Source organism: Pseudomonas sp. UBA6699 (assembly GCF_002454615.1).
GTDB lineage: Bacteria > Pseudomonadota > Gammaproteobacteria > Pseudomonadales > Pseudomonadaceae > Aquipseudomonas > Aquipseudomonas juntendi.
In genome coordinates, this window is record NZ_DKJF01000102.1 from 38,304 (window position 1) to 56,448 (window position 18,145).

At 64.2% G+C, this 18,145-nt stretch carries 13 protein-coding genes; 6 read left to right on the forward strand and 7 right to left on the reverse strand.

The features are described from left to right. Positions 1 to 19: 19 nt before the first annotated feature. Positions 20 to 1,375, reverse strand: coding sequence for a diguanylate cyclase (locus tag B3361_RS20010; protein ID WP_054904349.1), 1,356 nt, complete (start codon positions 1,373 to 1,375; stop codon positions 20 to 22). Positions 1,376 to 1,623: 248 nt separating this feature from the next. On the opposite strand from B3361_RS20010, the gene B3361_RS20015 reads away from it, so the two are divergent. The 4 genes from B3361_RS20015 (at position 1,624) to speA (ending at position 5,981) form a co-directional block, all read left to right on the forward strand. After that, positions 1,624 to 2,691 (forward strand): DUF2333 family protein, encoded by a 1,068-nt coding sequence (locus tag B3361_RS20015; protein ID WP_009685766.1) that lies wholly within the window; start codon positions 1,624 to 1,626, stop codon positions 2,689 to 2,691. Positions 2,692 to 2,693: 2 nt separating this feature from the next. Continuing rightward, on the forward strand, positions 2,694 to 3,230 hold the full coding sequence (locus B3361_RS20020) for an NUDIX hydrolase (protein ID WP_054904348.1): 537 nt from the start codon (positions 2,694 to 2,696) through the stop codon (positions 3,228 to 3,230). Positions 3,231 to 3,546: 316 nt separating this feature from the next. Continuing rightward, positions 3,547 to 3,918 carry a translation initiation factor Sui1 gene (locus tag B3361_RS20025; protein ID WP_054904347.1) on the forward strand — a complete coding sequence of 124 codons (372 nt, stop codon included), beginning with the start codon at positions 3,547 to 3,549 and terminating at the stop codon, positions 3,916 to 3,918. A gap of 149 nt (positions 3,919 to 4,067) precedes the next feature. After that, a complete protein-coding gene (gene speA / locus B3361_RS20030) occupies positions 4,068 to 5,981 on the forward strand; it encodes an arginine decarboxylase (RefSeq protein ID WP_029885908.1) in 1,914 nt (637 codons plus the stop codon). A 109-nt stretch (positions 5,982 to 6,090) separates the two neighbouring features. Here the strand turns inward: speA and B3361_RS20035 are convergent, their stop codons facing one another. Further along, on the reverse strand, positions 6,091 to 6,546 hold the full coding sequence (locus tag B3361_RS20035) for an REP-associated tyrosine transposase (protein WP_054904346.1): 456 nt from the start codon (positions 6,544 to 6,546) through the stop codon (positions 6,091 to 6,093). 120 nt (positions 6,547 to 6,666) lie between these two features. Then, complete coding sequence (locus B3361_RS20040) at positions 6,667 to 8,004, reverse strand: MATE family efflux transporter (protein ID WP_054904345.1); 1,338 nt, start codon at positions 8,002 to 8,004, stop codon at positions 6,667 to 6,669. A gap of 201 nt (positions 8,005 to 8,205) precedes the next feature. Between B3361_RS20040 and B3361_RS20045 the strand changes: the two genes are divergently transcribed. Further along, complete coding sequence (locus tag B3361_RS20045; protein ID WP_182336571.1) at positions 8,206 to 13,107, forward strand: alpha-2-macroglobulin family protein; 4,902 nt, start codon at positions 8,206 to 8,208, stop codon at positions 13,105 to 13,107. Positions 13,108 to 13,244: 137 nt separating this feature from the next. Here B3361_RS20045 and B3361_RS20050 read toward each other — a convergent pair whose 3' ends face one another. Beyond that, positions 13,245 to 13,538 carry a hypothetical protein gene (locus tag B3361_RS20050; protein WP_009685776.1) on the reverse strand — a complete coding sequence of 98 codons (294 nt, stop codon included), beginning with the start codon at positions 13,536 to 13,538 and terminating at the stop codon, positions 13,245 to 13,247. A gap of 77 nt (positions 13,539 to 13,615) precedes the next feature. Between B3361_RS20050 and pbpC the strand changes: the two genes are divergently transcribed. Beyond that, positions 13,616 to 15,970, forward strand: a complete 2,355-nt coding sequence (gene pbpC, locus B3361_RS20055; protein WP_054904343.1) for a peptidoglycan glycosyltransferase PbpC — start codon at positions 13,616 to 13,618, stop codon at positions 15,968 to 15,970. Positions 15,971 to 16,024: 54 nt separating this feature from the next. Here pbpC and B3361_RS20060 read toward each other — a convergent pair whose 3' ends face one another. The 3 genes from B3361_RS20060 to B3361_RS20070 form a co-directional block, all read right to left on the reverse strand. Next, positions 16,025 to 16,801, reverse strand: a complete 777-nt coding sequence (locus B3361_RS20060; protein ID WP_178126201.1) for a response regulator transcription factor — start codon at positions 16,799 to 16,801, stop codon at positions 16,025 to 16,027. A 120-nt stretch (positions 16,802 to 16,921) separates the two neighbouring features. After that, positions 16,922 to 17,392 (reverse strand): prepilin peptidase, encoded by a 471-nt coding sequence (locus B3361_RS20065; RefSeq protein ID WP_054904342.1) that lies wholly within the window; start codon positions 17,390 to 17,392, stop codon positions 16,922 to 16,924. A 180-nt stretch (positions 17,393 to 17,572) separates the two neighbouring features. Next, positions 17,573 to 18,142, reverse strand: coding sequence for a DUF4136 domain-containing protein (locus B3361_RS20070; protein ID WP_054904341.1), 570 nt, complete (start codon positions 18,140 to 18,142; stop codon positions 17,573 to 17,575). Positions 18,143 to 18,145: the final 3 nt, after the last annotated feature.

Here is an 18,145-nt window from a genome sequence, read left to right on the forward strand (position 1 = left end):
CCTCGCGGGCAGGGCCGTTTCAGCGCTCTACCCGTACTACACAGTTACGCCCGGCATGCTTGGCGCGGTACAGGGCTTCATCCGCCGCGCTGGCCATGGTCAACGCGTCCAGCCCCTCATCCATCTGCACCACCCCGGCACTGAAGGTGCACTGCAAATCCTGCGGCTGTGCCGGGTAGATGATCTCGGCAAAGCGCCGACGAATCTCGTCAAGCACCTTGTGGGCGGCCTCCAGCGCGGTATTGGGCATGACGATGGCAAATTCCTCGCCGCCGTAACGGCCAATGAAGTCGGTCTTGCGCAGGCGCTGCTTGAGGAACAGCGCCAGGCTCTTGATTACCCGGTCCCCCATGGGGTGGCCGTGGCGGTCGTTGATCTTCTTGAAGTGGTCGATGTCGAGCATGGCGAAACTCAACGGCTGCTGCTCACGGCGGGCGCGGAAGCTGCAATCCTCAAGCAATTGCAGAATATGGGTGTGGTTGTACAGCCCGGTCAGGCTGTCACGCACCATGCGTGCCTTCAGGTGCCGCGCGCGGGCCGCACGGTTGCGCACTGTGGTGATCAGGTGGCGCGAGCGAAACGGCTTGGTCAGGAAGTCATCGCCGCCTTCGCTCATGGCATCCAGTTGCTTGTCCAGGTCGTCTTCGGCGGACAGGTAGATGATCGGCACGCTCACATAGCGGTCACTGTGGCGGATCACCTTGGCCAGTTCCGGGCCGGTGCAAGCCGGCATGTACAGGTCGAGAATGATCAGGTCGGGCTGAAAGTCGGCCAGCTCGGCCATGGTGCGGATCGGGTCGGTCAGGCTGCGGGTCAGCATGCCGGCGCTGGCCAGCACCCGTTCGGTGTGCAGCGCCTGGGTGCGTGAGTCGTCGATGATCAGCACTCGCAATGGGTCGTGCGGGCCGGCGTTGGTCAGCAATTCGACCTTCTCCAGCAGGCTGGATGCTTCCAGGCTGCCGGTCAGAAAGTCCTGCCCACCGGCGCGCACGGCAGCCAGGCGCGTCGGTGTGTCAGCTTCGTGGTGGCTGAAGAACAGCAGCGGAATGTTCTGCGCCAGGCCGTGTTGTACCTGGGCGGCCAGCAGCAGGCCCTGGCCGCTGCCGGTGAAGTCGACATCCATGATGATGGCCGCAGGCGGGTATTCGCCGACCGAAGCCAGAAACGCGGCAGCGTTGGGCAGCGCCTGCACCAGCAGCCCGAAGAATTCCAGTTGCTGGGCCAGGCGCTGGGCCCGCTCGTGGTCCTGCAACAGGATGTACACCGGCTTGCGCAGGGGCACCAGTACCTCGTCAAGGGAGTCGTCCTTGCGCAGGCCGCTACGCGACAGTTGCGGGTCGGGGCACAGCGGGCTTGGCTCGACGGCTTGGCTCATGACCTGGCTACTTGTAGGTTGGGATATGCAGGGGCAATGATGGCTCTATGCTAGCAGCTCTTTTCCCTCGCATGAGTGCCCTGTATCAACATTGCGTTCAGAACGAATATTCAGTTACCGACTGATTGGTCGCTTATGCGTAAGGCGGTGTCTGCTTTATAGTGCTGCCACGCGGGCTTGCCGTGGCACCCTGGCGCAGGCCTGTGGTCAAAGCCCCTGAACCGTCGTGACTGATTAAGGACAAAGCCATGCTGGATTGGAAAAACCGCGAGGCCAAAGCCGAGCCCCGTGAGCGTGTCGACGGCCGCGGCGCTGCCGCCCGTAGCTACCTTGGCGGCCTTTGGAGCCGAGCCCTGGGAACCCTGATCGGGTTGTATCTGCTGGTGTGCATCGGCTTGGGCTGGTACTGGAGCCAGGAACCTGCGCTGTTCCCGGTGCAGCAGAATGCCCAGGCTGCTGCCGAGCGCAATGGCCAGCAGATGGTGATTGGCTACACCACCGTGGAAACCCTCAAGACCGTGGCCGGCACCCTGCTGAACAAGCCGGGCGGCTACATTTCCAACGACCGCTTCCCGCCAGGGCTGTGGATGGACAACATGCCGAGCTGGGAGTACGGCGTGCTGGTCCAGGTGCGCGACCTGTCCCGCGCCTTGCGCAAGGACTTCGCCCGTTCGCAGTCGCAATCTACCGAAGACGCCGACCTGGCCAAGGCCGAGCCGCGCTTCAACTTCGACAACAAGAGCTGGATCCTGCCCTCGAGCGAGTCGGAGTTCGAAGAGGGCATCAAGTCGCTGTCGCGCTACCAGACCCGTCTGGCTGCTGGCGACAAGGGCGCGATCTTCTATACCCGCGCCGACAACCTGAACAACTGGCTGGGTGACGTCGCCACCCGCCTGGGTTCGCTGTCGCAGCGCCTGTCGGCCAGCGTTGGCCGGGTCAAGCTCAACACCACGCTGAAGACCGAGTCGGTGGTTGCCGGCCAGGCGCCGCAAGTGGACGAAGAGCTGGTGGAAACCCCATGGCTGCAGATCGACAACGTGTTCTACGAGGCCCGTGGCCAGGCCTGGGCGCTGTCGCACTTGCTGCGTGCCATCGAGGTCGACTTTGCCGATGTACTGGCGAAAAAGAATGCCACGGTCAGCGTGCGGCAGATCATTCGTGAGCTGGAAGCCTCGCAAGAGCCGCTGTGGAGCCCGATGGTGCTCAACGGCAGCGGCTTCGGCATGTGGGCCAACCACTCGCTGGTCATGGCCAACTACATTTCCCGGGCCAACGCGGCGGTCATCGACCTGCGCCAGTTGCTGTCGCAGGGTTGAGCATGGCCATCAGCGCCAACGAGGCCGCCCACCGGGCGGCTTCCGACCGTGAGCTGGTCACCTGGGTCGACGAAGCCGACAAGGTACTTGGCGCCTTGCCCCGCGCCGAGCTGCGTGAGCGCGGCCTGATTGGCCGCTGCACGTTCATTCTGCTGTTCAACAGTGCTGGTGAGTTGTGTGTACACCGGCGTACCTTGAGCAAGGCGCTGTACCCAGGGTACTGGGATGTGGCAGCGGGTGGCATGGTCACGGCCGGCGAAGGGTATGCCGAGTCGGCGGCGCGTGAACTGGCCGAGGAGCTGGGCATTGAAGGCGCGGCACTGCGTTTTCATGAGCGGTTCTACTTTGACCAGCCCGATAACCGTTTGTGGTGTGCGGTGTATTCGGCGGTGTCGGATGCGCCGCTGCGGTTGCAGCCGGAAGAGGTGATCGAGGCGCGGTTCATTGGCCTGGCGCAGGCTGAGGAAGAAAGCCTGATGAAGCCGTATTGCCCGGATTCGCTGGCGGCGTTGCAGCGCTACAAAGCCAGCCTGGGATGACGTGGGGACCGCTTTGCGGTCCTTTCGCGACGCAAGGCCGCTCCCACATCGATCGGCGTATGCAGGACCTAGTGGGAACGGCCTTGCGTCGCGACAGGGCTGCAAAGCAGCCCCAGTTCCCGGGTAGTCGCAAAACATTCGCAAAATGCCGCAATCCTGTACTTAGCAATCGCCGCATTTATCGTTACACTGCGCGCCCTTTTCGGGCTGCCGCATGTCTTGCAGCAGTAGCGCCGCCCCTGCCAGAGTGGGGCTTCGCGGTCGGCCTCATCCCCAAGGTACGACCAGTTTTTGTCCTCTGCACCGAGGAACAAAAGTGGCCAAGAAAGCTTCTTCCTTCGCCGCCCTTGGCGGTCTCGTTTACTCCACCGACGCCGGTCGGCACTGCCCCGACTGTGGCCAGCCGGTGGGTGCCTGTACCTGCAAGCAGCAGGTCATCCCCGAAGGCGATGGCATTGCCCGTGTGCGCCGTGAAAGCAAAGGCCGCGGCGGCAAGACCGTGACGACCGTCACCGGTGTGCCATTGCCGCCCGATCAGCTCAAGGAGCTGGCCACCACCCTGAAGCGCCGTTGCGGTACCGGTGGCGCGGTGAAGGATGGGGTCATCGAAATCCAGGGCGAGCATGTCGAGCTGCTGATCGCCGAGCTGATCAAGCAGGGCTTCAAGGCGAAAAAGTCCGGCGGCTGAGCCGGCGCGCATTTTTGCCCAGTGCTTTCTAAACTCGTTGCCGTGGCCAGGGTCTACCCTGGGGCACGGACGAATCGTCATTTTCGGCTTTTACACTGCGCCCGCCAGCATGCAGGGCAGTGTCTTCGACTTATCTATAGGGGACTTGAATGTCCGTACGACGCACACGCAAAGACGATGGTAGCCAATGGACCGTGGCCGACAGCCGCAGTGTTTATGGCATCCGCCATTGGGGCGCTGGTTATTTCGCCATCAATGAGGCCGGGCGCGTCGAAGTGCGCCCCAACGGCCCGAACAGCGCGCCGATCGACCTGTTCGAACAGGTCGACGAACTGCGCCAGAGCGGCTTGTCGTTGCCCTTGCTGGTGCGCTTCCCCGACATTCTGCAGGACCGCGTTCGCCAGCTGACCGGCGCTTTCGACGCCAATATCGCGCGCCTGGAGTACCAGAGCCAGTACACCGCGCTGTACCCGATCAAGGTCAACCAGCAGGAAGCGGTGGTGGAGAACATCATCGCCACGCAGAACGTGTCGATTGGCCTGGAGGCCGGCTCCAAGCCAGAACTGTTGGCGGTGCTGGCGCTGGCGCCGAAAGGCGGCACCATTGTCTGCAACGGCTACAAGGACCGTGAATTCATCCGCCTGGCGCTGATGGGCCAGAAGCTCGGCCACAATGTGTTCATCGTCATCGAGAAAGAGTCGGAAGTGGCCCTGGTGATCGAAGAGGCCGCCGAGCTCAAGGTCAAACCCCAGGTTGGCCTGCGCGTACGCCTGTCGTCGCTGGCTTCGAGCAAGTGGGCCGACACCGGGGGTGAAAAGTCCAAGTTCGGGTTGTCGGCCGCGCAGTTGCTGTCTGTTGTCCAGCGTTTCCGCGATGCCGGGTTGGACCAGGGTATCCGCCTGCTGCACTTCCACATGGGTTCGCAGATCGCCAACCTGGCCGACTACCAGCACGGCTTCAAGGAAGCCATCCGTTACTACGGTGAGTTGCGTGCGCTGGGCCTGCCGGTGGACCACATCGATGTGGGTGGCGGCCTGGGTGTCGATTACGACGGTACCCACTCGCGCAATGCCAGTTCGATCAACTACGACATGGACGACTACGCCGGCGTGGTGGTGGGCATGCTCAAGGAGTTCTGCGATGCGCAGGGCCTGCCGCACCCGCACATTTTCTCCGAGAGCGGCCGTTCGCTGACCGCGCACCACGCCATGCTGGTGATCCAGGTGACCGACGTCGAGAAGCACAACGACCAGGTTCCGACCATCGAGAACAAGGAAGCCTTGCCCGAGACCGTGCAGTGGCTGGTCGACCTGCTTGGCCCGACCGACATCGAGATGGTGACCGAAACCTACTGGCGTGCCACCCACTATATGGGTGACGTGGCTGCGCAGTATGCCGATGGCAAGCTCACCCTGAGCGAGAAGGCCCTGGCCGAGCAGTGCTACTTTGCGGTCTGCCGCCGCCTGCACAACTCGTTGAAGGCGCGCCAGCGTTCGCACCGTCAGGTGCTGGACGAACTCAACGACAAGCTGGCCGACAAGTACATCTGCAACTTCTCGGTGTTCCAGAGCCTGCCCGACACCTGGGCCATTGGCCAGGTACTGCCGATCATCCCGCTGCACCGCCTGGACGAAGAGCCCCTGCGGCGTGCGGTATTGCAGGACCTGACCTGCGACTCCGACGGCAAGATCAACCAGTACGTCGACGAGCAGAGCATCGAGACCAGCATGCCGGTGCATGCGGTGCAGGAGGGCGAGGATTACCTGTTGGGCGTGTTCCTGGTCGGTGCGTACCAGGAAATTCTGGGTGACATGCACAACCTGTTTGGTGACACCGACTCGGTGAACATCTACCAGAACGCCGATGGCAGCGTGTACCACGCGGGCATCGAAACCCACGACACCATCGAGGACATGCTGCGCTACGTGCACCTGTCGCCCGAAGAGTTGATGACCCACTACCGTGACAAGGTTGCCAGCGCCAAGATCACGGCCCGTGAGCGCACGCAGTATCTGGATGCCTTGCGGCTTGGTCTGACCCGGTCGTCATACCTGTCGTCGTAAATGCCGGGGCCGCTTTGCGGCCCATCGCGACACAAGGCCGCTCCTACAGCTCATCCCTGTAGGAGCGGCCTTGTGTCGCGAAATGAGGGCGAAGCCCTCACCGGCGCTGTCACAGCCACACACAATCCCAATGTGGATATTCACCCGCCTTGCGCACCAGACCGGCGCGAATGGGATTGGCGATGATATAGCGTGCGGCAACTCTCACATCTTCGTCTTTGCGCAGCGCGCGGTCGTAGAAGCCTGGCTGCCATATGTGCTGGCGCGCAGCACCGGTACGGTAGAGGGCACAACTGCTCCGCGACTTGAAGGCGCACATGAGCTTGCTCAGATGGGTTGGCCCAAGCTCGATCAGCCAATGCAAATGGTCCGGCATCAATACCCAGGCCAGAGTCCGGCAGTCGCCTTGCTGATCGCTGAGTTGCAACTGCCGGATCACCGCGCGCGCAAACCAGAGGTTGCGGAACAAGGGGTACCGCTGGCGAGTAATGGTTGTGAGCAGATACAGTCTGCCCGGCTCTGAGAAGCGCCCTTGGCGCAAACGGTGATTGCCGCGACGATCCATGTCGATTTCCTTTGAACATCCCGTTCGCAGGATAGGAGGCGGGACAAGGATCGGCGCAGGTGGATCATTACTGACTATGACAGTTGGAGCCGCGTTATCCGGTCGATGGGCTATCCCCGCTCAGCCAACCCACAGCCCCCGCTGCTGCAACCGCCACCCCACCCACCCCAACGTCACCGCCCGCAACCCCATGAACCCGAGAAACGCCAACCACAAGCCATGGTTGCCAAACCCGCTCATGGCCACCGCCACCGGCAGCGCAATCAGCACCGAAACCAGCATCGCATTGCGCATCTCCCGCGCGCGGGTGGCGCCGATGAACAAACCGTCCAGCAAGTAGCTCCACACCGCAATCAATGGCAGCAACGCCAGGTAAGGCAAGTACGGGTAAGCCGCTGCGCGGACGCTGTCGATGTCGGTCTGCAGATCGATGAACAGGTGCCCACCCAGCAGGAACATCCCGGCAAACCCGAGACTGGTGATCAGTGACCAACCGCAGGCCACCACCAGCGAGCGGCGCAAGGTGAGGCGATCACCGGCACCGATGGCGTGGCCGCACAGTGCCTCCACCGCATGCGCCAGCCCATCCAGCGCATAGGCGGTCAGCAGCAGGCCATTGAGCAGCAATGCGTTGGCCGCTACGGTCGCCTCGCCCAGGCGTGCGCCTTGCAGGGTGATCAGCAGGAACACCAACTGCAGCGCCAGGCTGCGCAGGAAAATGTCGCGGTTCACGGCCAGCAGCGGTCGCCAGGCGTGCCAGTGCTTCAGTGCTGCCCATGCGACCTGCCCCGGGTAGGCGCGCAGCGCCGGGCGGGTCAGGGCCAGGCCAAGCAGGGCGGCACTCCACTCGGCAATCACCGAGGCCCGCGCTGAACCCAGCACACCCCAGTCCAGGCCCAGAACGAACCACAGGTTCAGCGCGATGTTCAGCAGGTTGGTCGTCAGCAGGATCGCCAGCGGCGCGCGGGCGTTCTGCGTGCCAAGGAACCAGCCGACCAAGGCATAGCTGGCCAGCGCCGCAGGCAGCCCGAGCAGGCGGGTGTGGAAGAAGTCTTCGGTGGCTTGCTGCAGCGCGTCGCTGGGTTGCATCGCATGCAGTGCCAATTGGCTGAAGGGAATGGCCAGCAGGCCAATCAACAGGGCGAAGCCGACCGCCAGCAGCAGCCCTTGAACCAGCACCTGGCGCAACGCCGCGCCGTCGCGCCGCCCGGCGGCCTGGGCGGCGAAACCAGTGGACCCCATGCGCAGGAAGCCCATGAGGCCGATCATGAACGTGAACAACGTGGCGCCCACGGCCACTGCGCCCAACTGGTGGGCGTGGGGCAGGTGGCCGATGACAGTGCTGTCGACCAGGGCTACCAAGGGCACGGAGATGTTGGACAGGATCATCGGCGCGGCCAGCGCCCAGACCTTGTGGTGGGTGGGGCGGTGGCGCCAGTCGGCGGTCAGTGCAGTCATTGCGGTCCCTGGGAATCTGGGGCTGCTGCGCAGCCCAATCGCGACACAAGGCCGCTCCCACATTGATCGGCGTACGCAGGCCTTTGTGGGCTATTCTGAATGGGCACAGTGTAACGGCCAGGCAAGCAAACCGCGCGAACATGATTCCGGCCAGCTATAATTGCGGCCCTTAAGTACCCGCTGCCAAAGAGTTCCTACTCCATGTTCAACAAAGGATTGTTGCTGGCCTGCGCGCTGGCCTTGCTCAGTGCCTGTGACTCTTCCACGCCGGACAAACCGGCGCCGGCCGAGAAGCCGGCAGCCACCGCGGCCGCCGAGGCCCCCGCTGCCAAACGCGAAGACCCTGCTGTGCTCGCCAAGCGCTATGCAGGCCGCGAGCTGACTGTGCTCGACGTTTCCGAAGTGCAGCTCGACGGCGCCGCGACGCTGTCGATCAGCTTCTCTGCCCCGCTGGATGCCAAGCAGGACTTCGCCACCAAAGTGCACCTGGTCGATACCGTCAAAGGCAAACTCGATGGCGCCTGGGAGCTCTCCGACAACCAGATGGAGCTGCGCCTGCGCCACCTCGAACCCCAGCGCAAGCTGGTGCTGACCGTGGACAAAGGCCTGCTGGCGGTGAACGGCGAGCAACTGGCCAGTGAGTCGGTGACCCGCCTGGAAACCCGCGACATGCAGCCGACCATCGGCTTCGCCAGCCGCGGTTCGCTGCTGCCCACACGCCTGGCAGAGGGCCTGCCGGTCATCGCCCTGAACGTCGACAAGGTCGATGTCGAATTCTTCCGGGTCAAGCCGGAGATGCTCTCGAACTTCCTGGCCAGCTGGGGGCGCAACAGCAGCCTGTACTACTACCAGTCCAAGGAAACCCTGGACATGGCCGAACTGGTCTACAGTGGCCGCTTCGACCTGAACCCGGCACGCAACACGCGCGAGACCGTGCTGCTGCCCATCGCTGGCATCAAGCCGCTGCAGGCGCCTGGCGTGTACCTGGCGGTGATGCGTGCCTCCGGCACCTACGATTACTCGCAGCCGGCCACCCTGTTCACCCTCAGCGACATTGGCGTTTCCGCGCACCGCTACCGTGACCGCCTGGACGTATTCGCCCAGGCGTTGGAAGGCGGCAAGGCCATGAGCGGCGTCAACCTGGAAATCCATGACGACAAGGGCAAGCTGCTGGCCCAGGCCGCCACCGATGGCAAGGGCCACGCCCAGTTGCCGATCACGCCCAAGGCCGACACCCTGATCGCCACCCAGGGTGTGCACACCACGCTGCTGCGCTTGAACACGGCCGCGCTGGACCTCGCCGAGTTCGACATCACCGGGCCCCAGGCCAACCCCTTGCAGTTGTTCATCTTCGGCCCGCGCGACCTGTATCGCCCGGGCGAAACAGTGCTGCTCAACGGCCTGCTGCGTGACCAGGACGGCAAGCCCGTCAAGGCCCAACCGGTGAACGTGGAAGTGCGCCGCCCGGATGAACAGGTCAGCCGCAAGTTCGTCTGGGAGGCCGATGCCAATGGCCTGTTCCAGTACCAGTTGCAGCTGGCCAGCGAGGCCCCCACCGGTCGCTGGCAGCTGTTGCTCGACCTCGGCGGTGGGCGCCAGCAGGTCTATGAATTCCTGGTTGAAGACTTCCTGCCCGAGCGCCTTGCGCTGGAGCTCAAGGGCAGCAGCCAGCCACTGTCACCGGATGAAAACGCGCGTATCCAGGTCACTGGCCGTTACCTGTACGGCGCTCCGGCGGCCGGCAACCGCCTGAGTGGCCAAGCCTACGTGCGCCCCTTGCGCGAGGCGGTGCCGGCGTTGCCGGGTTACCAGTTCGGCTCGGTCACCGAAACCGAACTGAACCAGGACCTGGAGCTGGATGAAGTCACCCTCGACCAGGCGGGCAAGGCCGTGGTCGATATCGAAAGCCGCTGGGCCGAAGCCCGCTCGCCGTTGCAACTGACCGTGCAGGCCAGCTTGCAGGAGTCCGGCGGCCGGCCGATCACCCGGCGCCTGGAACAGACGATCTGGCCGGGCGAGCGCCTGCCAGGCTTGCGCGGCCTGTTTGACGGTGAGGAAACCGATAGCGACGGGCCGGTGGAGTTCGAGGTACTGGTGGCCGACCACGACGGCAACAAGCTGGCGGCCAACGACCTCAAGGTGCGCCTGGTGCGTGAGCGCCGTGATTACTACTGGAACTACTCGCAAAGCGATGGCTGGAGCTATGCCTACAACGAGAAGTTCCTGACCCAGAGCGAAGAGACGGTCAGCGTCAAGGCCGGCTCCACGGCCAAGCTGAGCTTCCAGGTGGAATGGGGCCCATACCGGGTCGAGGTGGAAGACCCGCAGACCGGCCTGGTGTCCAGCGAGCGCTTCTGGGCCGGTTACCGTGCCCAGGACAACGCCGAAGGCGGTGCCGTACGCCCCGACCAGGTCAAACTGGCGCTGGACAAGCCGGCCTATGCTGATGGCGCTTTGGCCAAAGTCACCGTGACCCCGCCGGCTGCGGGCAGCGGTTACCTGATGATCGAGTCCAGTGACGGCCCGCTGTGGTGGCAGGAAATCGACGTGCCCGCCGAGGGCAAGACGTTCGACGTGCAACTGGACAAGGCCTGGGCCCGCCACGACCTGTACATCAGTGCGCTGGTAATCCGCCCTGGCGAGCGCAAGGCCAATGCCACGCCCAAGCGTTCGGTCGGTGTGCTGCACCTGCCGCTGGACCGCGCCGGCCGCAAGCTGGCGGTGAGCCTGCAAGCCCCTGAGAAAATGCGCCCCAAACAGCCGCTGACGGTGAACGTCAAGGCCGCCAACGCCGACGGTAGTGTGCCGCGGCAAGTGCATGTGCTGGTGTCGGCAGTGGACGTAGGTATTCTCAATATCACCGACTTCAAGACCCCTGACCCGTTCGCCAGCCTGTTCGGGCGCAAGGCCTACGGTGCCGACCAGCTGGACATCTACGGCCAGTTGATCGAGGCCGGGCAAGGCCGCCTGGCCAGCCTGGCATTCGGCGGTGACGCGGCCATGGCCAAGGGGGGCAAGCGCCCCAACACCACGGTGACCATCGTCGCCCAGCAAAGCGTGCCGGTTACCCTGGATGACAACGGCCAGGGCCAGGTAACGGTCGATATCCCCGACTTCAATGGTGAACTGCGCCTGATGGCCCAAGCCTGGACCGACGACCACTTCGGCATGGCCGAAGGCAAGACGGTAGTCGCTGCGCCGCTGATCGCCGAGCTGTCGGCACCGCGTTTCCTCGCCGGCGGCGACCGCACCAACCTGGCCCTGGATTTGGCCAACTTGTCGGGCCGGGCCCAGCAGTTGCAGGTTGAAGTCAGCAGCGAAGGGCAACTGAGCTTGGCCGCCAATGCCTTGCATACCGTGGCCCTGGCCGAAGGCCAGCGCTCGACGCTGCTGATTCCAGTGCAGGCCCAGGGCGGCCTGGGGCAGGGCAAGGTCCGGGTGCGTGTCACCGGGTTGCAACTGCCCAACGAGCCAAGCACCGCCTTCGAGCGCGAGTGGGCGCTGGGCGTGCGCCCTGCCTACCCGGCGATGCTCAAGCACTACCGCGTGGCCTTGAAGGACCAGCCATGGACGCTGCCCGAAGCAGACCTGGCGGCCTTCGAACCGGCGGGCCTGGAAGCCAGCCTGGCCTTGTCGAGCCGGCCACCGCTCAACCTGGCCGAGCAGATCCGCGCGCTGGAGGCGTACCCGTACGGTTGCCTGGAGCAGACCACCAGTGGCCTTTACCCGTCGTTGTATGCCGATGCCCAAAGCCTCAAGCGCCTGGGCATCAAGGGTGAGCCGGCAGATGTGCGCAAGCGCAAGATCGAGATGGGCATCGAGCACCTGCTGGGCATGCAGCGCTACAACGGTAGCTTTGGCCTGTGGAGTTCGGACAGCGAGGAGGAATACTGGCTGACCGCCTATGTCACCGACTTCCTCCTGCGGGCCCGCGACCAAGGTTATGGGGTACCGGCCGAAGCGCTGAAGAAGGCCAGCGAGCGCCTGCTGCGCTACCTGCAGGAGCGCAACCTGATCGAGGTCGACTACAGCGAAAACGCCGAACATACCCGCTTCGCCGTGCAGGCCTATGCCGCGCTGGTGCTCGCGCGCAGCCAGCAAGCGCCGCTGGGCGCGTTGCGTGGTTTGTTCGAGCGCCGGGCCGATGCCCGCTCTGGGCTGCCGCTGGTGCAACTGGCGGTGGCACTGGACAAGATGGGCGACAAACCGCGTGCCCAGCAAGCCCTGCAAGCCGGGCTTGGCATCAGCCGCAGCAAAGGTTGGATGGCTGACTATGGCAGCCCGCTGCGTGATCAGGCGCTGATCCTGGCGCTGCTGCAGGAAAGCAACCTGGCCACCAACCAGGTCGACCAGCGTCTGTTTGCCCTGTCGGATGAACTGTCGGCCAACCGCTGGCTGTCGACCCAGGAGCGAAATGCCTTGTTCCTCGCCGGCCGTGGCCTGCTGGGCAAGCCCGAGGGCCAGTGGCAGGCGCGCCTGGACAGTGCCGGCGAAGTGCGCGAATTGAACAACGCCGAGTCTGGCATGAAGCTGGAGGGCCCGCTGCTGGCCTCGCCGCTGAGCGTGCAGAATGAAGGCAGCGCGACCCTCTACCAGCAACTGACATTGTCTGGCTACCCGCGCCAGGCGCCTGCCGCCGGCGGTAACGGCATGCAGATCCGCCGCGAATACCTGGGCATGAATGGCCAGCCACTGGACTTGCACAACCTGCGCAGTGGCGATCTGGTCCTGGTGCACCTGGCGCTCAAGGCCCAGGACCGCGTGCCCGACGCGCTGGTAGTGGACCTGCTGCCGGCTGGCCTGGAGCTGGAGAACCAGAACCTGGCGCAAAGTGCCGCCAGCCTGGACAACGCCAGCACTGCGGTGAAGGAATGGCGCGAATCGATGCAGAACGCCAGCGTGGTGCATCAGGAGTACCGTGATGACCGCTATGTGGCGGCGCTCAAGCTCGACGGTTATGGCACCACGCACCTGTTGTACCTGGCGCGGGCGGTGACCCCGGGCACCTACCGCATACCGCCGCCGCAGGTTGAGTCGATGTATCGGCCGAACCTGCAGGCGGTGGGTGATGGGCAAGGCGAGATGACGGTAAAAGCCCGCTAGGCTTGTGCTGCTGTTACCGGCCTCATGCTGGCAAGCCAGGTGCTGCACCTGGCTTCGATGCCGCTGCGGTCACCGTGGCAGCCGGCTTGCTGGCGATCGGACCGCCGTGCGGCTTCCCGGGCGGCCCCCGGGAAGGCTCAGTGGATGACCCAGCTCATTACCCACAACCCCAGCACCAGCCAGATGATCCCAAGGATGATCGACGCACGCATGAATGCGCGGATGGCCGAGTACAGCAGCATCAGGCCGATGATCAGGGCCAGGATGCTGACCAGCGAGGTGTCCATGCCCAAGGTGCGCGCCAGACCGTCGATGAAATTGCCACCGGCATTGGCCAGCAGGTTGAACAGCCCGCTCAATGCGTCGACGATGAAGCGAATCAACGATCCCAGTGCCTGGCCCAGCCACTCGAAAAAACCTTCTACATGCATAGTTGCTTCCTGATGAACGAGCCGGCGAGTTTGCCGTACCAAAGCCTTTGGCCATTACCTGGCCAGGTCGGTTCCCGATGCCAAGCTTAGCGCGGCCACGCAGCCGTGCGGGCAGGTTGTTGCGCGCCGTGCTGCTCGGCCTGCTGTTGCTGGCTGGCCTGTTGTGGCTGGCAGACCGCATCTTGCCCCTGCCCATGCCGGGTGACGACCTGGCGCGGGTAGTGCTGGCCGAGGATGGCACACCGTTATGGCGGTTTGCCGATACTGATGGCGTGTGGCGTTACCCGGTCAGCCCTGATGAGGTTTCACCGCTGTATCTGCAGGCGTTGTTGACCTACGAAGACCGCTGGTTCTATCACCACCCCGGGTTCAACCCGCTGGCGCTGGCCCGTGCTGCCTGGCTGAACCTGCGCGGTGGGCGAGTGGTGTCGGGCGGCAGCACGCTGTCGATGCAGGTGGCCCGCCTGCTCGACCCGCACGACCGCACCCTGGCTGGCAAACTGCGCCAGCTGTGGCGCACGTTGCAACTGGAATGGCACCTGTCCAAGCGCGAGATCCTGCAAATCTACCTGAACCGCGCGCCGTTCGGCGGTACCTTGCAGGGGGTGGCCGCAGCCAGTTGGGCCTACCTGGGCAAGTCGCCGCGGCACCTGACCCCGGCCGAAGCCGCGTTGCTGGCGGTGTTGCCGCAGGCACCCAGCCGCCTGCGCCCCGACCGCCACCCCGAGCGGGCACAGCGCGCACGCGACAAGGTACTGCAGCGCCTGGCGGAGTATCAGGTGTGGCCGGCACGGCAAATTCGTGAAGCGGCCGAAGAACCGCTGGTGCTGGCCCCACGGCAAGAGCCAGCGCTGGCGCCATTGCTGGCGCGGCGCTTGAACAGCGCCAACAGCCCACCGCTGATCCGCACCACGCTCGATGCCGCCTTGCAACGGCGCCTCGAAGACTTGCTGCTGGGCTGGCGCGCACGGCTGCCAGAGCGCACTTCTGCCGCCATTCTGGTGGTCGAAGCACAGACCATGGCCGTGCGTGCCTACCTGGGGTCGATCGACCTGGCCGACGAGCGCCGCTTTGGCCATGTCGACATGGTGCGTTCGCTGCGCTCGCCCGGCTCTACGCTCAAGCCTTTCCTGTACGGCATGGCATTGGACGACGGCCTGATCCATTCCGAATCGCTGCTGCAGGATGTACCGCGACGCTACGGCGACTACCGGCCCGGCAATTTCTCCATGGGTTTCAGCGGCCCGGTGTCGGCCAGCTCGGCGTTGGCGCTGTCGCTGAACCTGCCGGCAGTGCAGCTGCTGGAAGCCTACGGCCCCAAGCGCTTTGCCGCGCAACTGCGTATGGCGGGTATGCCACTGGCACTGCCGCCTTTGGCAGAGCCCAACCTGTCGCTGATCCTGGGCGGCGCCGGCAGCCGCCTGGAAGACTTGGTTGGCGGCTACGCGGCGTTTGCCCGGGGCGGCAATAGCGCGCAGGTACGCCTGCAACCGCAGGACCCGCTGCTCGAGCGGCGTCTGTTGTCGCCGGGTGCAGCTTGGATCGTGCGGCGTATTCTCAGCGGCCAGGCACGCCCCGACCGCGACCCGCATGCCGAACTGGTGCAGCGCCCGCAACTGGCCTGGAAGACCGGCACCAGCTATGGCTTTCGCGATGCCTGGTCGATTGGCGTGGGCCCGCGCTACTTGATTGGTGTGTGGATCGGTCGCCCAGACGGTACGCCGGTAGCCGGGCAGTTCGGCCTGGCATCGGCCGCCCCCCTGATGTTGCAGGTGCACGACCTGTTGAGCAATCGCGACAGCCAGCGGGGTATCAGCGTGCCAGTCTTGCCGGTGCCCGCCAGTGTCGGCGTGGCCGCGATCTGTTGGCCGCTTGGCCAGCCCATGGCCAGGCAGGACAGTAACTGCCGGCGCCAGCGGTTTGCCTGGACCTTGGACGGCACCACGCCGCCAACCTTGCAGGCCGCCGACCAGCCGCTGGGCCTGGGCTTGCGCGAGACGGTGTGGGTCAACCCGCATGGCTTGCGTGTGGATGGGAGTTGTCCAGGCGCCACGGCCCGCGATATTGCCCTGTGGCCGGCACCGCTGGAGCCTTGGCTACCGCGGATGGAGCGGCGTGCCGCACGGTTGCCGGCCATCGACCCAAACTGCCCGCCACAGGTACCGGCCAGCGCACCACCGCTGTCGATCGTGGGGGTGCGCCCGGGCGACAATCTGCGGCGGCCGGCCACCAGCAGCGAGCCTTTGCAGTTGCATGTTTCGGCCCTGGGAGGCGGCGGCCGGCGTTGGTGGTTCCTCAATGGCCAGCCGCTGGGGGAGACCCAGGGGCAGGACAGCCTGCTGCTGCGTTTGCCCCAGGTTGGCCAGGCCGAACTCAGCGCCCTGGATGAAAGCGGTGAGACTGCCCGGGTGGCGTTTCAGGTCAGTGAGTAGGTGCCCGAGCGCAATGTGGAGCGGTAATACGCCCCGGGTACAACAGGCCGCCGCTCAGTGGGTAGTGAAGCGTTGATGCACTGGCGATGAGCTGGGCGTCAGCGCCAGCGCCAATTGGGTACGGTTATGCATATGTGTCAACCGCAGCACCTGCGACACGTACAGTTTGACCGTGTTCTCGGTGATCCCCAGTTCACAGGCAATCTGGTAATTGGTCTTGCCCTTGCTCACCAGCCGCGCGACCTCCAACTGGCGGGGCGACAGTTTCTCGAACGCTGCGGGTAGCTCGCTCTCGCTCTCTTCGCCATCCGTGGCACGCCGGTGGGCGCCTTGGCCGCGGGCTTTCTCCAGCTCCTGATAGAGCTCGTCCACAGACTCGGCCAAGTCTTGCAAACGCTGGTTCAAGCCGCCCAGGTTGCGGAGGTTGCGCTGGCGCTCGAGCAAGGCCTGCTCCTGCTGGCGCACACCTTCGAGCAGTTCCTCAAGGTCCATGGGTTTCTGGTAATAGTCGGCAAAACCTGCGCGCAGGGCGCGGATCACGTCCTGTTTTTCCCCCCGGCCGGTCAGCATGATGGCCTCGAACATGCGTTGGCTGCCGTCGATCTCCTTCAAGGCGCGCACCAGCTCGATGCCGTCCCGTTCGGGCATTTCGAGGTCGCAGATGATGAGGCCAACTGCGGGGTCCGACGTATACCGCTCTATGGCTTCGTCGGTGGAATAGGCGGGTACGCAGGTGTAACCCGCGGTTTCAAGGTATTCACATAGCTGCTCGACAATGACCGGTTGGTCGTCGACCACCAATACCTTCACTTCACTCACTGGTCTGGACACGATCAACTCCCTGTTCGTATACGGCCCTGCTCCCGGGCCAGACGCTCTGGCAATGTAAAAAGTAGTCGCACACGGCGATTCTGTACAAAACCTGTACACATTGTCCGACCACAGGCATCGCTATTGGATCCATACGGCTGTCAGCAGAAAGCCGGTGAGCACATAGGGGACGAACGCCTGCTTGTCGCCCATTTCCTCGGCCAGGGCTTGCAGGCGCTTCTTGATCTTGGGGTTGAGCAGCAGCCATAGACGCCGACGGGCCAGCAGCCAGACCAGCACGCTGACCCCAGCGCCAATGAACGTGCCAAGCACGTATTGCGTGCCGCTGGCCAAGGCCAGGGCGCCCATCAGCTTGACATCATCGGCGCCGAAGTGGCCGTACATATAGCCGGGCAGGGTCAACAGCATGACGATGGCCAGCGCCCATCCGGCATCGCTGGCATCGGCCCCCATCCAGCTATGGCCAGTGGCGAACAGCCAGAGCAGGGCACAGCTGGCCACACCCAGGGTAAGCAGGTTGGAGATCTGGCGTTGACGCACATCCTGTTCGGAGCACAAGGCAAGCCACAGCAGCAGTACAATGCTTTGCATTGGCAGGTCGCCCTTCCTAAAAGTTGAACACTTCTACCCGGTCAGTCAGGTTTCCTTGACTGAAGATAGACCGGAACGTGCGCACGAGTAGGCCTTGCAACCGAAAAAGGCGTAGTCGGAACGGATTTTGTCGTAGCTGTCACCGGGGGCTGCGCTTGAGCCCCTGGCTGCTTTTGGAGGTTATTTCCGGCTACCCGGCGGGTAATTGCCCAGCACCTTGGCCACGGTGTTCTGAATGGCGCTGTTACGCTCTTCAGGGCCCGGTGGGTAGTTGTTCATGATCTGCTCGGCACTGCCGCGCCAGACCAGCTTGCCGTCACGGCCATCGAAAAGGTCGATCTGAATGGTGGCCACCTTGTAATCGACGCTGCGGGTTTCGTTGTACATGGGGCCACCCCAGTACCCGCCCCAATAACCACCCCAGCCCCCGCCGTAATTGGTGGTGATCTGTTGCTGGCGCTGCTCGACGATCAGGTAGGTGCGTACGGTCAGGTCTGGCCGCGCGCCGCCCTGCACCGGGCGCAGGCCGCGCTGGTCGAGCTGCTCGGCCACTGCCGTACGAATGCGCTGCTCGGTCAGGTCGCTCTTGATGCGAGGGTCATCCGGGCGGTACTGCAAACCTGGCTCCTGCCATGCCCAGCTGCGGTAGGCGGCAAAGTCGCGGCTGGCATCGAAATCCTGCTGAACGTTAGTGCTCGAGCAGGCTGACAATACCAGCGCGAATGACAGTAGAACGAGACGGCGCAACATGAT

Coding starts and splice junctions, on each gene's coding strand:
- B3361_RS20045 (WP_182336571.1), top strand. CDS start 8,206: ATGTTCAACAAAGGATTGTTGCTGGCCTGCGCGCTGGCCTTGCTCAGT.
- speA (WP_029885908.1), top strand. CDS start 4,068: ATGTCCGTACGACGCACACGCAAAGACGATGGTAGCCAATGGACCGTG.
- B3361_RS20065 (WP_054904342.1), bottom strand. CDS start 17,392: ATGCAAAGCATTGTACTGCTGCTGTGGCTTGCCTTGTGCTCCGAACAG.
- B3361_RS20015 (WP_009685766.1), top strand. CDS start 1,624: ATGCTGGATTGGAAAAACCGCGAGGCCAAAGCCGAGCCCCGTGAGCGT.
- B3361_RS20020 (WP_054904348.1), top strand. CDS start 2,694: ATGGCCATCAGCGCCAACGAGGCCGCCCACCGGGCGGCTTCCGACCGT.
- pbpC (WP_054904343.1), top strand. CDS start 13,616: ATGCCAAGCTTAGCGCGGCCACGCAGCCGTGCGGGCAGGTTGTTGCGC.
- B3361_RS20050 (WP_009685776.1), bottom strand. CDS start 13,538: ATGCATGTAGAAGGTTTTTTCGAGTGGCTGGGCCAGGCACTGGGATCG.
- B3361_RS20010 (WP_054904349.1), bottom strand. CDS start 1,375: ATGAGCCAAGCCGTCGAGCCAAGCCCGCTGTGCCCCGACCCGCAACTG.
- B3361_RS20035 (WP_054904346.1), bottom strand. CDS start 6,546: ATGGATCGTCGCGGCAATCACCGTTTGCGCCAAGGGCGCTTCTCAGAG.
- B3361_RS20070 (WP_054904341.1), bottom strand. CDS start 18,142: ATGTTGCGCCGTCTCGTTCTACTGTCATTCGCGCTGGTATTGTCAGCC.
- B3361_RS20040 (WP_054904345.1), bottom strand. CDS start 8,004: ATGACTGCACTGACCGCCGACTGGCGCCACCGCCCCACCCACCACAAG.